This is a genomic window from Pseudophaeobacter leonis (assembly GCF_002087335.1).
In the GTDB taxonomy this organism is placed as follows: domain Bacteria; phylum Pseudomonadota; class Alphaproteobacteria; order Rhodobacterales; family Rhodobacteraceae; genus Pseudophaeobacter; species Pseudophaeobacter leonis.
The window spans coordinates 41,227-56,192 of sequence record NZ_MWVJ01000105.1 but is presented as its reverse complement, the minus strand read 5'-3'; the positions used below and the strand labels follow the sequence as shown (position 1 = coordinate 56,192).

Below are 14,966 nucleotides of genomic sequence, written 5' to 3'. Positions count from 1 at the left end.
AACCCAAGATGTGATGCCCTTGACGAATGCAAATAAGACCGACGCGATAGAGATGGCCGTTGCTGGGCGCAAGCCAAAGCAAAAGCGATCCCAGGAAACACGTGATAAAATCACGGAGGCGTCGATCCAATTGCTCGCAACAAAAGGCATCGCCGACCTCAATCACCGGCTGGTTGCAAAGTTAGCCGGCGTGTCGCTGTCTTCGACAACCTATTACTTCAACCAAAAATCCGACATTGTTGGCATCGCATCAAACCAGATCCTGCAGGGCTATTCCGATGCCTTTGCCGCCGTCGCCAAGCGCTATTTAAGAGACCAGAACACCAATCAAGGCGTGGGTGAGCTGATCGCCCGCATCGTCCAGGCCTCGACCGGCAAACACAGCCTCGGCACATTGGCTTGGGCTGAAATCACCCTTGATGCGGCGCGCAACCAAGACAGCCTGACGCTTTCCAAAAAGTGGCACGACCGGCTCATGGAGCTTTGGACTGATATTACCAAAGCGCTTGGAACAGCCCATCCAGCCGAAACGGCACGATCCGGCATTGATCTTACGGTTGGCTTTTTGTTCATCAGCCGCGCCCTTGGCCTATCGGCCGAGCAGGTGGATGATGTCTTTGCGCGCAAGGCTGACCCGCTGGTCGCCTGGGCGGTTGAGGTGCCACCGGGGCAGACCAGCAGTCCGAAATCGGGCACCCCGAGCCGCGGAAAGAAATCTGACCAAACCCGCCAGGTGATCCTTGATGCCGCGATTGAGCTCCTCAATCACGAAGGCACAGCCTCCATTACGCACCGGAAAATCGCACAGCTTGCCGGCCTTACCCCTGCCGCCCCGTCTTATCATTTTAAGAGTATCGACCTGCTGCTTCGGGCCGCACAAGAACAACTGTTCGAGAGCTCAAAACAGAGCATGCATGATGTCATTGCAGATGTTGATCTCACGGCGCTTGATGCCGACCAGCTGATCGACATTACCCCCATGATACTGCAACGCGAAGCAACCGAGAACGGTGCAAACAACCTTGCTTCGCTGGCCATTTGGGTGGAAGCCGCCCGCCGGCCAGAGCTGCGACCCATGGTTTGGAGCGGAATTTCTGACCAGATGCGGGGTTGGAGCCAACTGCTTCAGGCCATCACGCCCGCACCTCGCCCCATTGATGCCCTGCTGCTTCAGGCGGCCTATACGGGCAAGCTTATCCGCCTTCTCTCCACTGGAGCACGGAATTCTGACCTCGTTTTGGCGCGCAAAGAAATAGCCTTCTTTGTCAGAGGCCTTATCAAAAACGATCTCAACATTTAAATTAGTACTTTTGTACAAAAAAGTTGACTATCAAAAGCCTGGGTTTTAGGGTCCAAGCAGCGTTTCCGAACGCACACTTTGCACTTGGAGGCTAATCTGGGACATTCGGCACTCAAATTCCAGACAGACGCACCCTCAGAGCACGCCGATCATCTGCGGATAAAATAGTACAAAGCACCAAAATATGAATGCCTTCCATCTGCACTCCGCGTTCGGACAGGCAGATTTCGAAGAGCTGTGATCTAGTTTCAAAGGAAAAAGCATGAAGAAACCAACTGATCTTGCGGGTAGGGTTGCGTTGATAACAGGCGCCGGGCGCGGCCTCGGCCGGGAGCATGCCTTGTTGCTGGCAAGCCATGGCGCAAAGGTTGTGGTGAATGATATTGGCGGCAGTATAAAGGGCCAGGGCAGGGAAGGCTCGGTTGCGGAAGCTGTGGCGCAGGAAATTCGCGACCTAGGCGGTGAAGCAATGGCGAGCACGGCTTCGGTGACGGAAACCGCCGAGGTCGAACAGATGTTTTCCGAGGTCGAGGCCGCATGGGGCGGCGTTGATATCGTGGTGGCCAATGCGGGCATCCTGCGCGACAAGACGTTTGCCAAAATGTCGCTCGAAGATTTTCGCACCGTTCTTGACGTCAATTTGATGGGGGCTGTGCACTGCGCCAAGGCCGCCTGGGAAGGGATGCGCGAACGCCAGTACGGCCGCATTGTGTTTACGACATCGTCCTCTGGCCTTTACGGCAACTTTGGCCAATCCAACTACGGCGCGGCAAAGATGGCGCTGGTTGGCCTGATGCAAACCCTGGCGCTTGAGGGGATATCTCGCAACATTCGTGTCAATTGCCTGGCCCCCGCTGCCGCGACACGTATGCTTGACGGCCTGTTCCCCGACGACATCCTGCAAGCTCTGGAACCAAGCAAAGTCAGCCCTGCGGTTCTTGCTCTGGTCAGCGAAGACGCCCCAACCCGTAAGATCATCTGCGCCGGTGCCGGCGGCTTTGAGCAAGCCGACATCACGCTGAGCCAGGGCATTTTCACAACAGACACCGAAACCGCCGCCGAAATGATCATGAGCCAATGGGACCAAATTTCCGATCAAACCGGACAGGTTGTTCCCGAGACCGGCCAGGCCCAGATCGAACGCGAGTTGAACAAAGCCATGCAACACAGAAATGAGACCGTATAAAATGCGCGACGCAGTCATTGTATCCACCGCCCGTACCCCCATTGGCAAAGCCTATCGCGGCGCCTTCAATGCGACCCCCAGCACCGCCCTTGCCGCCCATGCGATCAAGGCCGCTGTCACACGCAGCCAGATTGACCCAAAGGAAATCGACGACTGTGTGTTCGGCAGTGCCCTGCCCCAGGGCATCCAGCACACCATCGGTCGCACCGCCGCATTGCGCGCCGGATTGCCCGTCGAAATCTCTGGCATGACCATGGATCGCCAATGCGCATCAGGCTTGATGGCGATTGCCACCGCAGCAAAGCAAGTGGTGGTTGATCGCATGGACGTCGTCGTTGCCGGCGGCGTGGAAAGCATCTCGATGGTGCAGACCAACCAGCTGCGTGTTGACGAAGATCCCGCGCTGGTTCAGATGCACGATGATGTTTACATGCCCATGCTCGACACAGCCGAGATGGTGGCGCAGCGCTACGACATTCGCCGCGACCGGCAGGATGCCTATTCGCTCCAGTCACAACAGCGGACAGCTGCCGCCCAGGACGCGGGTAAATTTGCCGACGAAATCGTGCCGATCACAACCACAATGCAGTTAAAAGACAAGGCATCCGGCGAGATCTCCTGGGCAGATGTGACACTGGAAAAAGACGAGGGCAACCGGCCGTCAACCACACTTGCGGGCCTCAACGGATTGGGAGCCGTGCGCGACAACGGTGTTATCACAGCCGGCAATGCCAGCCAGCTGTCTGACGGCGCCTCGGCCTGCGTTGTGATGGAGGCGTCACTGGCAGAAAAACGCGGCTTGCAGCCTTTGGGGCGCTACCTTGGCATGGCCGTTGCCGGCACCAAGCCCGATGAAATGGGCATCGGCCCGATATTTGCGGTGCCCAAATTGCTCAAACGGTTCGGGCTTACGGTTTCTGACATTGGAATTTGGGAGCTGAACGAAGCCTTTGCGGTGCAGGTGCTGCATTGTCAGGACATCCTTGGCATCCCGGACGAGCGCCTGAATGTAAATGGCGGCTCGATTTCAATCGGCCACCCTTACGGTATGTCCGGCGCGCGGATGACCGGCCACTTGCTGATCGAAGGCAAGCGCCAGGGCGCCAAATATGGCGTTGTCACCATGTGTGTTGGCGGCGGCATGGGCGCAGCTGGTCTGTTTGAAATCTTCTAGACCCCGCCCTGGCAGACCCCAAAAAAAAGGCCCCGCGCTGGTTTTCACCGGCGCGGGGCTTTTTTATTCAGATCAGATCAAACCCTAGACTTCAAGCCACTCCGAACGCACATCACTTCGCTTTACGAACTCGGCCGGTGTGCCCTCATATACGATGTCGCCATGCCCCATCACATAGACACGGTCAGCGATCCTCAGGGCGATTGAAAGCTTTTGCTCAATCAGCAGAATCGACACGCCTGACTTTGCGATCTCTGCAATCACATCACCAACCTGCTGCACGATTTTTGGCGCCAGCCCCTCGGTCGGCTCATCAATAATGATGAGCTGAGGGTCGCCCAAAAGCGTGCGACACATGGTCAGCATCTGCTTTTCGCCGCCCGACAGAACACCAGCCGCATTATCGGCACGCGCCCGCAGGTTGGGAAACATATCCAGCATCTGCTCGATCGACCATTTCCCCGGACGCTTCATGTCCTTGATGCCCAGCATCAGGTTTTGGCGCACCGTCATTGTTGGGAAAATATCACGGCTTTCAGGGACATAGCCCAGGCCGAGATTGGCGATTTGATGGCTTTCAAGGCCAGCGATTTCCTGATTTTGGAACCTGATCGACCCCGACAGGAGGCACCTCGCCAACAATCGCTGTGGCCGTGGTCGAGCGCCCAACACCATTGCGCCCCAACAGGGCAATCACTTCGCCCTGCATGATCTTCATGTTGACGCCGTTCAGCACGTGGCTCTTGCCATAATAGGCGTGCAGATCAGTCACCTCGAGCATCGGGGTGGCAGCTGTTGTTTGCTTGGGTGTGGCGTTCATTAAACAGCCCCCTCTTCAAGTGCGTCGGCCTCATCGCCCAGATAGGCTTCGCGTACCTTGGCGTTGCCGCGTATTTCGGATGGCTTTCCTGTGGCGATGATCTCGCCGTAGACAAGAACCGAGATACGGTCGGCAAGGCCAAAGACCACGCCCATGTCGTGTTCGACAATCAGCAGCGTTTTGCCTTTGGTTGCCTTCTCGATCAGCTCAACGGCGCGATCTGTTTCTGAATGGCTCATGCCCGCTGTCGGCTCATCCAGCAGGATCACCTCTGCGCCACCCGCAATCGTGATTGCCACCTCCAGGGTGCGTTGGTCGGCATAGGGCAAAAGGGCCGCAGAGAGGTTTGCCTTGTCGGCCAGGCCGACCATCTCGAGGATCTCAAGCGTCTTTTCCTGCAATTCTTTCAGACGGCCAATATTGCGCCAGAAAGAATAGCCATAGCCCATGGAATAGAGCACGCCACAGCGCACATTTTCACGCACGGTCATATTGGCAAAGATGTTTGAGACCTGAAACGAGCGCGAAAGGCCCATCCGGTTGATCTCAAACGGTTTGCGCCCGGAAATCACCGCGCCGTTCAGAGCCACAGATCCATCCGACAAGGTGTACATACCGGATATCAGGTTAAACAGCGTGGATTTTCCTGCGCCATTTGGGCCGATAATTGCGTGCCGCTCGCCCTTTTTGATCGAGAGGTTTACGCCCTGAATGATCTTGGCCGGGCCGAAATTTTTCCGAACATTGGTCAGTTCAACTGCTGAAACACTCATCTACAGCTCCTCCCTTTTTGACACCCAGCGCAACATAGCAACCCCAAGCGCCATCGGCCCAAAGGCCAGCACGTAGGTCAGGAAATTTCCCATCCCGAGATGCAGACCAAACGGCTCAAACACCTCGCCATAGCCGTTGCTGTAGCGCACAGCCGCCTCAACAATCACAATCAGGCCCGCAAGCATGAGAAGGCAGCCCACGGCAGATGTCAGCTTGTTCCCCAGATAGGTGCTGCCCGCGTCAGGAAGCCCGGCGACAACCTTGTCGATCACGCCGACAATGCCGTCCGGGGCAAACATGACGATGGCGACAAAGAGCAAGCCAAGATACAGCAGCCATGCCTCGGAGTAATCCGACAGGTTGGACTGCATATAGGTCAGAACCACGGCTCCAAGGATCGGCCCGGCAAAGTGGCGGGTACCGCCGATATAGGCCATCAACAGCACCATCCCGGAGGGCGCCAGCGACAGGGCTTCGGGGGTGAAAATTTCATAGTTCACCGCAGACATGCCGCCTGCAAGACCGGCAAACCCACCGGCAAAAATGAACACCAGATAGCGCACCCGTTGCGGATCATAGCCGACAAATTGCACGCGCTCAGGATTGTCGCGTGTCGCCTCAGACATCTTGCCAAGCGGCGTGCGCGTAAAGGCATACATCGCGATCATGGCAACAAAGCACCAAAAGGCGATAAACACATAAACATCCGAGGTGGATTTGAGCGAAAGATAGAGGAAATCCGGCCCCTTGGTGCGATCCCCGGAAATACCGGTTTCACCGCCAAATATAGAGGCAAACATAAAGCCAGAGGCGGCGATCAGTTCGGCAATCCCAAGCGAGATCATCGCAAAGGGCGTGCCAGCCCTGCGGCACGAAGGCCAGCCAATAATAGCCCCGGCAAGGGCGCCCACAGCAAAGCCTGCAATCGGCACAAAGAACACCGGAAAGCCCGCAAGAATGCCCGTCTCGGCACCTTCAACGGCGCGCATCATATGCACCGCCGCATAGCCACCCAGGCCAAAGTATACCGCATGGCCAAAAGACAGCAGCCCGCCGCGACCCAACAACATATTATAGCTAAGCGCAAAGACGACAAAAATACCGATTTGGTTCATCAGTGACAGCGCCGTGCGCGATGGCCCCAGAAGCGGAACACCCAGCAGGAAAACCGCAAAGACGATAAACGGCAGCACCCTGATGCGAAACTTTTCAGACGCGGTTGGCGCCAGCGAGCGGAAATTTTGATCGATAGTATTCCTCATACTTCACGATCCCCCATGAGACCTGACGGGCGAACCATCAGAATTAGAACAAGCATCAAGAAAGGTATCAGCGGTGCCAGAGAGGCGATCGTTATACGTCCCACCTCTGAGGTGGCATCGAGCCCGATAAAGCCGAATATATCCGCAAAGTTTGCGTTGATTGAGACCGCAAAGGTCTGCAGCAGCCCAAGGATCATGGCTGCAAGAAAGGCGCCCTCAAGCGAGCCAAGCCCGCCGACAACAACCACAACAAAGCAATTGGTCCCATTTGCGCGGCCATCGCAGGATCCGCCACGAGATAGTTGCCACCGATCACCCCCGCCAGGCCCGCAAGCGCGCAGCCGACGCCAAAGACGGTCATAAAAATCCGCGGCACGTTTTGGCCGAGCTGGCCAACCATATGTGGATGCGAAAGGGCCGCCTGAATGATCAGACCGGCCCGCGTGCGTTTCAGGATGAACCAAAGCGCGGCGAGCATCGCGATCGCGACCACAAAAAAGAATATGCGATAGGCTGGATATTGCGGGCCAAACAACATGAACAACGGAAAATCCATCGCCTCTGGGACGCGGTAATCAACAGCGCTGCGACCCCAGATGATTTTGACTGTTTCATCAATGAGATAGGCCAGTCCAAAGGTGAAAAGCAATTCGGCCACATGTCCGTTCACATGCCCCCGGCGCAGGCCGTATTTCTCAACCAGTGCGCCGATCAGCCCCACCAGGATCGGGGCAAAAATCAAGGCCAGCCAAAAGTTTGAAACCTCTGAAATTGTGTAGGCAAAATACGCGCCCAACATGTAAAAACTCGCGTGCGCAAAGTTGAGCACCCCCATCATCGAGAAGATCAGGGTCAGCCCGCTTGAAAGCATGAACAGCAGCAGCCCGGTAGATCGTTCCGTTTATCAGGGAAAAGATTATCGTTTCCATGGATACCCCATCAAGTAGACAAAGGCGATGCGCAAATGAGGCGCAGCGCCCTTTTTTGAATTGTCCGGATTAGCGGCGCTTAGTTGGCAGGGCGCGTCATCTCACAGGTTGTCGCGCTTGCAGTGTTGCTTGCGGCAACGCGATCGACTTTTTCGTCTTCCATCGCCCAGCCCAAAGGAAGCCCTTCAACGCCACGCGCGGGATCTTTTGCGAAGGTTGTGATGAACAAATCCTGCAGGACCTGGTGATCCTCGGCCCGCATCGTAACAGGACCGTAAGGGCCCTCATACACGAGGCCTTCCAGCGCAAATGCAACGTCCTTTGGATCAAGCGAGTCTGCTTTTTCAGCGGCCAGATCCAGGAATGTCAAAGCGTTGAAAATCCGGTGGTAGGCATAGAACTCATCGGGACCATACTGCGCGTCAAACGCGTCGATACGGGCTTCTTGTGCGGCATCACCAGACGCAAAGTTGACGTCAATTTCAGAGACCTGACGGACTTTTCCGACAGCATTTTCGCCCATGGCGGTCGCCGAGCCAAGCGAAGAGCCATAATAGGTAAGAATGGGCTTATCCCAGCCGGAATCTGTCGCAGCCTTTACCAGCAGCACAAGGTCGGACCCCCAGTTGCCGGTAATGATGGCATCGGCGCCAGAGCTGATGATCTTTTGCACATAGGGCGTGAAGTCTTTCACTTTGCCCAGCGGGTGCAGCTCATTGCCGGCGATCGCAATCGCGGGCGCCTTTACGGCAAGCTGGCTAACCGCTGCGGCTGCAACCGCCTGACCGTGGGAATAGTCCTGGCCGAGAACATAGACGCTATTGATGTCACCCTTGGCGACAATCCAGTCCGTGACCGCTTCCATTTCATCCCCGCGTGAGAGTCAAAGCGGAAATGCCAGAACGAGCAGGCTTCATTGGTCAGCGCAGGATCAACGGCCGAATAGTTGATGAACAGGACTTCATCGCCGGGGTTGCGTTCGTTGTGCTTGTCCACCGCATCAATCAGCGCGGAGGCAACAGAGGAGCCGTTCCCCTGCATGACATAGCGAATGCCGCGATCAATAGCTTTTTGCAGCTGAACCAGCGACTCCTTGGGGTTGATCTTGTTGTCGAATGAAACGATTTCGACCGTTTCTCCGTTGATACCACCGGCCTTGTTGATCTCATCCGCTGCGAACAACACCTGCTTCAGACCATGATTCCCGGTGGCCCCAAAGGTGCCCGAAAGTGGGTCGATGTAGGCGATCCGCAGGTTATCACTCGCAAACGCCGGCAGTGCGGCCGCCGCGATGGTTGCGGCTAAAATTGCGGTTGTAAAACGTTTCATATTCTTTCCTCCCATATGTGGCACGCCCTCCCATTCGGCGGCAGGCCTGACCGGCAATTGTATCCTGGTGGTCAGGCCTTGGTACGTAGCAATTTTTTAGTACATATGTCTAGAAAATTTAGAGATATATGTGAGTGATACACGTAAAATTATGAATTTAAACAGAAAGATTTGACGATGAAATGATGCACAAATGGAATATTATGAGCGTTTCGCATCCCAATCAGGCATCTGGCCGCCCTCACAGCTGCCCGCTGCCCTCGCGCAGAACCGCGCAGGAACCCTGCGCGCAAACACTCCACACCGCGTGGCTCACATCTGCCCCGGTGATCACGCTGCCATCGATGATTTTTTGAAATACGCAACAGACCAGTTGAGCGTGAACCTCGCCGCAGCCTCGGCACCCAAGTGCCGCAGCAGCCAGGCCCGAAGGCTGCGCTGCGGGCAGTGTGGCGCAAAGGACGAGCTCGTAAGCCTGAGGCCACTTGCTCGCCGCAAGCCTACCCTTTTGGATATGTGCCTGCACCATTTCGGGCCAACCTATCCCGATGTCAGCCTGACGCCAAACCGCGAAAGCCTCCATGTTTAAAACAGGAATCAAAACTGAGGAATTAAAACATGGACCTTGCACACAAAGCGCGCACCGGACGCCGCATCGCCCTAAAGTCACTGGCAGACTCGAAGGTCAATGGAAACCTGAGAGGCAAGAACCTCTTTTATCTTCATCTCGGGCTATGCCGCCGGGACGATGGTTCTTGGGGATTTCCTGAGGCCGGAAGACAGACATCTCGTGAAGCGATTTCCCCAACCTGAAGTGCTATATGCCATTCTCAAAAGAGCGGGCCCGAGGGATGAGCGTTAAGACAACAAAGCAGACCCAAACACAGCTTTGCCTCACCATCGCCGGTGCAGATAAACCGCAACTCGGCGATAGCTTTCAGTCCCGCAACATGTGCAACAGAGACGAGTCCTGCATCTGTCAGAGCCTCACGACAGCACGCGGTTTTTTATAAAGTTACGCGAGCTGCTTGTGTCAGTTTTCCACGTCTATACCCAGCGGGCGTGACCCGCATGGGTCAGAAACTGGCAATAAAGCCGCGCATATTCTCTGTGATAAAATCAACCGCAGCAGTGTTGTTCAGTTTGCCCTCTTCGATCTTGGCACTGGCCATCGGGATCACGATTTCTTTGCAGGTATAGGTTTGCGCAAGCATGCCATTGAGAATGTATTTCAGATGCGATTGCGCACGCACGCCCCCGAGGGATCCACCAGACACAGAGATGACAATGCATTTCTTGTCCTTGAAGACAGAGTCAAACGCAGGCCGCGACGCCCAGTCGATCGCGTTCTTCAGAACCCCGGGAATGCTGTAATTGTATTCAGGCGTCACAAACACCAGACCATCGGCCTCGTGCAGTTGCTTGATCAGATGTGTCACCTCGGGCACCTCGCCCAGATCGGCATTATAGTGCGGCAAGCCGCCAATGTCGGCAAAGCTGCACGACACCTCAGCCCCAAGCTGGTCAACAATCGCGCGCGCCGTCGCCATAGAGGCAGAGGCCGCGCGCAGGCTTCCGATTACGAAAAGGAGATTGGTCATTCGATTTGTTCTCTATTTTGTTACAGACGTGCGAGCCAGGTCGCGATTGAAGGGAAGGCGATGATCAGCGCCAGCGAGACGAGCATTGCAAGAATGAACGGAAAAGCGCCGCGAAAGATTTCGCCTACTTTAAGGTCAGGGTCATCCATAGCGGATTTGATCGTATAAACCGACAGTCCGAAAGGCGGTGTCAGCAGTCCGATTTCAACGGCCACAACGGTCAGAACACCAAACCAGATCAGATCAAACCCAGCCGCATTGGCCACCGGCAAAGCAATCGGCAGCATGATCAGCATGATCGAAATAGAATCGATCAGGCACCCCAGCGCGATGATGATCAGCAGATACAAAAGCAAAAAGCCAAAGGGGCCGACAGGACCAGACAGAAAGAACTCTGCCAGCTCACGTGGCACCCCAGACAAGGCCAGCATGCGGCTAAAGAACGTGGCAGCCATGATCAATAGCAGCACAGACACAGTGATTTGCCCCGTCTCGACCAACAGTTTCCAAAACGTTCCACCCCCCAGAGACCTGCGCAACACCGCAATGACAAGTGCGCCAAACGCGCCGGCAGCTCCGGCCTCCGTTGGGTTGAGGAACCCGCCATACAGCCCGCCCAATACCAACAGCATCAAGCTGACGATTGGGACGGACTTTCGGACGATCTCGCCTGCGGTAATGTCGTGAAATTCGCTGCTGTCATTGGTATCGGCAAAGACAAAATCCTTTTGCGTCTTTGCCAGCAAAAGTATCGTCGCTGAAAACAAAACTGCCAGCAAAAGCCCGGGCCCAATGCCCGCCAAGAACATGCGCCCGACGGATTCTTCGGCCAATACGGCATACACAATCATCAACAACGATGGCGGGATCATCATACCCAGCACGGACGAGCCGGCCACCACACCTGTCGCAAACTTCTTTGTGTAGCCATGTCGTGTCATTTCAGGCACGGCCACACGGCTGAAAACGGTCGCGGATGCGATGGAAATTCCCGTGATCGAGGCAAACACAGCATTGGCAAAAACGGTGGCAATACCAAGCCCGGCAGTGACGCGTTTCAGCAATCGCTCAAAGACATCAAAGGTATCCTTGCCCACGCCTGACACTGTCACCAGCAGCCCCATGAGGACAAAGAGAGGCACCACCGCAAAGAGGTATTCCTGCAGCGCATCGTTGGCCACAGCACCGATCATGCGGGTCGCAACGGCCTCATTGCGGATCAAGGCCACGCCTGCAAAAGACACCAGTAGCATCCCGATGCCGATGGGTAGTCCGATATAGATCAACAGGACCAATGCGCCGATGGCATACGTGCCAATTTCAATAGGGGTCATTTGGGCGCCTCTCCTGTATCACGCGTCCGCAGATTGCTTGCGGCACGCATGATGAATTCAACCGCAGCAACAGTCACACCCAGCAGGATCATTGCGCGAAAGGGCCATGTCGGCAGTGTCGCGATACCGGTGACACCGATAAATTCGCCAGAGCTGAAGTCTTTTTCAAAAATCCGCAGCGTTGACCACGCGATTAGGCCCAGCATGAAAGCTCCGACCAGATCAAACAGGGCTGCCAGCAGACCTCCCAGTTTCGGAAAGCGCCGTCTGAAAGCCGGTAAGAAAATTTCGGTCCGCGCCAGCCGGTCGGCCCGCACTGTCGTTGCAAGTTGCAGATAGACGATCATGACCAGCACCAATGCCCCAAGCTCAGACACCAGGGGCAAAGAGGCGCCAAGCAGGTTCCGGAACACGATATCTGCGCAAATGATGATCATCAGAACGCCAATCATCAGTGTTCCGATAACTGCAAGCCCCTCCACGACACGTGACCAGATGCGCATAATACCGTGGCTGCCGTGCCCGCGCGATCCGCGGGCACTGTTCAGGTTGTTTTCAGTTTTCACAGGTCCGGACCGTTACTTGTCCCAGTCACGCGCAGGGGTTTCACCCGCAGCACGCAACCCGTTCATGTATTCCGCCAGGAACTCTGTTCCCGCAGCGCCCTGCTTATCCACAGCCGCCGCCCACTCGCCAGCCAGATCAGGCAGCATGTCGACCCAGGCCTGACGTTCGCCAGCAGGCATTGAGACGATCGTCACGGGAGGCGACTGCTCCGCGCCTTTCGACACCATGATGTTCATCATCAGCTCGTGGCGGTCGACCATATCCTGACCGAGGCTTTCGGGGTAATAGGCACCGGCCTCAATCATGGCGTTCTGCACGGGCTCAGGCAGGCTGTCCCATGTGTCGCGGTTGATTGCCACAGCCCCCGAAAACGCCGCACCGGCATCAAAACGGTTGATGTAGGGGGCCACCTCGTACAGCTTGATCGGCATGGCACCTAGCGCCAGCGTCAAAGCGCCGTCAGATACACCCGTCTGAACATCTGTGTAGAATGTGGTCAAAGCCCCATCAACAGCATTGGCCCCTGTGCCGCGCAGCCAGCTGCCCAAAACACCGGGAGCTGAAAGCTTCATCCCGTTGATGTCCGCAATGCCTGTCAGCGGCTCCTTGGTGTAGATGTCGTACAGATCTGTCGCCGTCAGCCCAAGGACCTTAAGGTTATGATCTTCCCATTCGGAGCGAAAGCCGTCGTTTGTTTCCAACAGCTTTTCCATGACGTCCAGCAAAACCGGGGGATTCGCCGTGGCAAAGGGTGTATTCGTCGAGACCTGGCTCAGCGGCAGCTGCGCGGCTTCCAGAAATGAGAAAACCCAACCGATATCGGTGATGCCCTCTTCGACCGAGCTCAGCGTTGCATTCGCTTTGTAGAGCGTGCCACCAAAGGCTTCGTTCCATGCGATTTCGTAGTCGCCGCTTTCGGCAAGAATTTCATCCGTACGCGCCATGAAATGCGTCTGGATCATGCCGACCCATGGCACAACGGTCGGGTGGCTCGAGGCCACCGTCAGATTAATTGTCTCCTGCGCCAGCAACGCCGCAGGAAAGGCTATCGCCGCCGTCATTGTTCCCAGAAAAGTTCTCATCGTATTCCTCCCTCGATGTTCAGTTGATTTCAAAAGTTTGCGTTGAGTAGTTCAGACGCACGCTCACTGAGCCTTCGTTGATCATCCACGGTCGCACCGTGAAACTACGGGCGCCGCTTTGGTGCATTGGGTCGCGTTCTGCGATGGCAATGGCCTCGGCGCGTGAACTGGCCCGGATGACAACCATGCCTTCGCCCTCCCAATGGTCTTCGTCGTCGGTCCACAAAGGCCCGGCCGCGAACAAGATGCCTTCTTTTTCAAGCCCGACCTGAAATTCCAGGTGCGCCACAAGATTGGCAAAGACCGCACCCAGCCCATCAGTCGGCGTGGTAAAGACCGCGTAGAGCTGCTGTTGCAGCATCCCACTGCTGGCTTCGCGCACATCCGCAGCAGGCACCGATTTGGGGTTATCCACCTCTCTCATTTTGTCGCTCCTCCCTTGTCGCGATTTGTGTTCAGCTGGCTTTGTTCTCACGCTGCAGTTCAGCCCGGATTTCATCGCCATGCTCATCAAGCGTCGGGGGCGGCAGAACCTCATATTCGGGCATGTCATCAAAGCTGTAGGGCGGGCGCACTGTGGTAAAGCGGCCCATCTCGGGATGCTCTGACGTGACCGCAATCCGCAGATGCTTTGCCTGGGGATCTTCCAGCGCCTCATCCGCATCATAGGCCGGCGAATGCGGAACCTCTGCCGCCTCCAGACGCGCGCACCAGATGTCGCGCGTTGCAGACTTTAAGACTGGCGTCATGATCTCGATTATCTCGTCCTGGTGCTTGATCCGCTCCAAACGCTCCGAAAATCGCGGATCATCCTTCAGCGCCTGCTGCCCTGTGGCAGAAAGGAAGCCTTCCCAGAATTTGGCTGGCGACGACAAATGGATCGCAATCCATTTCCCATCGCTGCACTCGAATGTGTAACTTTGCGAGACAACCGGACGCGACAGCGGGCCCATCACCTCGCCTGCGGAATAATGGTGCGAAAAGCTATCGAGATTGAAATGCGTCATCGCTTCCAGCATCGAGATATCCAGCCTGCGCCCTTTGCCGGAACTGCCGCGCTCAATCAAGGCCGCCATGATCCCCATCGCGGCGTATTGGCCGGTCACGGAATCCGCAATCGCAGGGCCGATAACCCGCGGATTGGTTGGCGGCGTCAGCAGTCGCAGATATCCGCTCGCGGCCTGTGCAACCGTGTCATAGGCAGGGCGGTCGCGATAGGGACCGGATTTGCCAAAGCCGGAAATCGCGCAATAGATCAAAGAGGGATTGATCTTGCGCAGCTCCTCATCGCCAGCCCCCAGTTTTTCTGCAACACCGGGGCGGAAGTTCTGGATAAACACATCCGCCGAGGCGATCAGGTCGCGAAACGTCGCGCCATCACCGGACTGCTTTGTATCCAGCGCAATTGACCGCTTGTTGCGGTTGTATGTCTGATAGTGCGGCGAATAGAGCCCGCCCTTGAAGGCACGGAACGGATCCCCCTGACCGGGGCGTTCAACCTTGATGACATCCGCACCAAGGTCGGCCAAATGCATCGAAGCAGCTGGGCCGGTGATGTATGTCCCCATCTCGATCACACGGATATTGTTCAGAATTTTGACCATAATG

14 protein-coding genes and 1 pseudogene are annotated in these 14,966 nt (G+C 56.1%); 3 read left to right on the top strand and 12 right to left on the bottom strand.

Going from position 1 to position 14,966, the window contains the following annotated elements; translation table 11 throughout:
- The first annotated feature begins 19 nt into the window (after nucleotides 1-19).
- The 3 genes from B4968_RS19735 to B4968_RS19725 all read left to right on the top strand — a co-directional run bounded on the left by B4968_RS19735 (nucleotide 20) and on the right by B4968_RS19725 (nucleotide 3,660).
- Complete coding sequence (locus tag B4968_RS19735) at nucleotides 20-1,300, top strand: TetR/AcrR family transcriptional regulator (RefSeq protein WP_161492620.1); 1,281 nt, start codon at nucleotides 20-22, stop codon at nucleotides 1,298-1,300.
- 262 nt (nucleotides 1,301-1,562) lie between these two features.
- Nucleotides 1,563-2,486, top strand: a complete 924-nt coding sequence (locus B4968_RS19730) for an SDR family NAD(P)-dependent oxidoreductase (RefSeq protein ID WP_083101008.1) — start codon at nucleotides 1,563-1,565, stop codon at nucleotides 2,484-2,486.
- Nucleotide 2,487: 1 nt separating this feature from the next.
- Nucleotides 2,488-3,660 (top strand): acetyl-CoA C-acyltransferase, encoded by a 1,173-nt coding sequence (locus B4968_RS19725; protein ID WP_083101007.1) that lies wholly within the window; start codon nucleotides 2,488-2,490, stop codon nucleotides 3,658-3,660.
- 84 nt (nucleotides 3,661-3,744) lie between these two features.
- Here B4968_RS19725 and B4968_RS19720 read toward each other — a convergent pair whose 3' ends face one another.
- The 12 genes and pseudogenes from B4968_RS19720 to B4968_RS19665 all read right to left on the bottom strand — a co-directional run bounded on the left by B4968_RS19720 (nucleotide 3,745) and on the right by B4968_RS19665 (nucleotide 14,962).
- Complete coding sequence (locus B4968_RS19720) at nucleotides 3,745-4,335, bottom strand: ABC transporter ATP-binding protein (RefSeq protein WP_277620968.1); 591 nt, start codon at nucleotides 4,333-4,335, stop codon at nucleotides 3,745-3,747.
- Nucleotides 4,238-4,480 carry an ATP-binding cassette domain-containing protein gene (locus B4968_RS25390; RefSeq protein ID WP_277620967.1) on the bottom strand — a complete coding sequence of 81 codons (243 nt, stop codon included), beginning with the start codon at nucleotides 4,478-4,480 and terminating at the stop codon, nucleotides 4,238-4,240. The genes B4968_RS19720 and B4968_RS25390 overlap by 98 nt, the downstream gene beginning before the upstream one ends.
- A complete protein-coding gene (locus B4968_RS19715) occupies nucleotides 4,480-5,253 on the bottom strand; it encodes an ABC transporter ATP-binding protein (protein WP_083101006.1) in 774 nt (257 codons plus the stop codon). Before B4968_RS19715 ends, B4968_RS25390 begins: the two co-directional genes overlap by 1 nt.
- Nucleotides 5,254-6,516 carry a branched-chain amino acid ABC transporter permease gene (locus B4968_RS19710; RefSeq protein ID WP_083101005.1) on the bottom strand — a complete coding sequence of 421 codons (1,263 nt, stop codon included), beginning with the start codon at nucleotides 6,514-6,516 and terminating at the stop codon, nucleotides 5,254-5,256. It lies immediately after the preceding gene.
- 193 nt (nucleotides 6,517-6,709) lie between these two features.
- The gene (locus B4968_RS19705; RefSeq protein WP_241525867.1) at nucleotides 6,710-7,387 is read right to left on the bottom strand and encodes a branched-chain amino acid ABC transporter permease; all 678 of its coding nucleotides are present in this window, start codon (nucleotides 7,385-7,387) and stop codon (nucleotides 6,710-6,712) included.
- A 137-nt stretch (nucleotides 7,388-7,524) separates the two neighbouring features.
- Nucleotides 7,525-8,774, bottom strand: a pseudogene (locus tag B4968_RS19700) (branched-chain amino acid ABC transporter substrate-binding protein).
- Between the two features lie 1,076 nt (nucleotides 8,775-9,850).
- Nucleotides 9,851-10,375: an NADPH-dependent FMN reductase gene (locus B4968_RS19690; RefSeq protein ID WP_083101003.1), complete on the bottom strand. Its 525-nt coding sequence runs from the start codon at nucleotides 10,373-10,375 to the stop codon at nucleotides 9,851-9,853.
- A 20-nt stretch (nucleotides 10,376-10,395) separates the two neighbouring features.
- The gene (locus B4968_RS19685; RefSeq protein ID WP_083101002.1) at nucleotides 10,396-11,709 is read right to left on the bottom strand and encodes a TRAP transporter large permease; all 1,314 of its coding nucleotides are present in this window, start codon (nucleotides 11,707-11,709) and stop codon (nucleotides 10,396-10,398) included.
- On the bottom strand, nucleotides 11,706-12,212 hold the full coding sequence (locus tag B4968_RS19680; protein ID WP_083101070.1) for a TRAP transporter small permease subunit: 507 nt from the start codon (nucleotides 12,210-12,212) through the stop codon (nucleotides 11,706-11,708). Before B4968_RS19680 ends, B4968_RS19685 begins: the two co-directional genes overlap by 4 nt.
- 75 nt (nucleotides 12,213-12,287) lie before the next feature.
- On the bottom strand, nucleotides 12,288-13,358 hold the full coding sequence (locus B4968_RS19675) for a C4-dicarboxylate TRAP transporter substrate-binding protein (protein WP_083101001.1): 1,071 nt from the start codon (nucleotides 13,356-13,358) through the stop codon (nucleotides 12,288-12,290).
- Nucleotides 13,359-13,377: 19 nt separating this feature from the next.
- Entirely contained in the window at nucleotides 13,378-13,782 is a 405-nt protein-coding gene (locus B4968_RS19670) for a YciI family protein (RefSeq protein WP_083101000.1), read from the bottom strand.
- 31 nt (nucleotides 13,783-13,813) lie between these two features.
- The gene (locus tag B4968_RS19665; RefSeq protein ID WP_083100999.1) at nucleotides 13,814-14,962 is read right to left on the bottom strand and encodes a CaiB/BaiF CoA transferase family protein; all 1,149 of its coding nucleotides are present in this window, start codon (nucleotides 14,960-14,962) and stop codon (nucleotides 13,814-13,816) included.
- Between the last annotated feature and the right edge of the window lie 4 nt (nucleotides 14,963-14,966).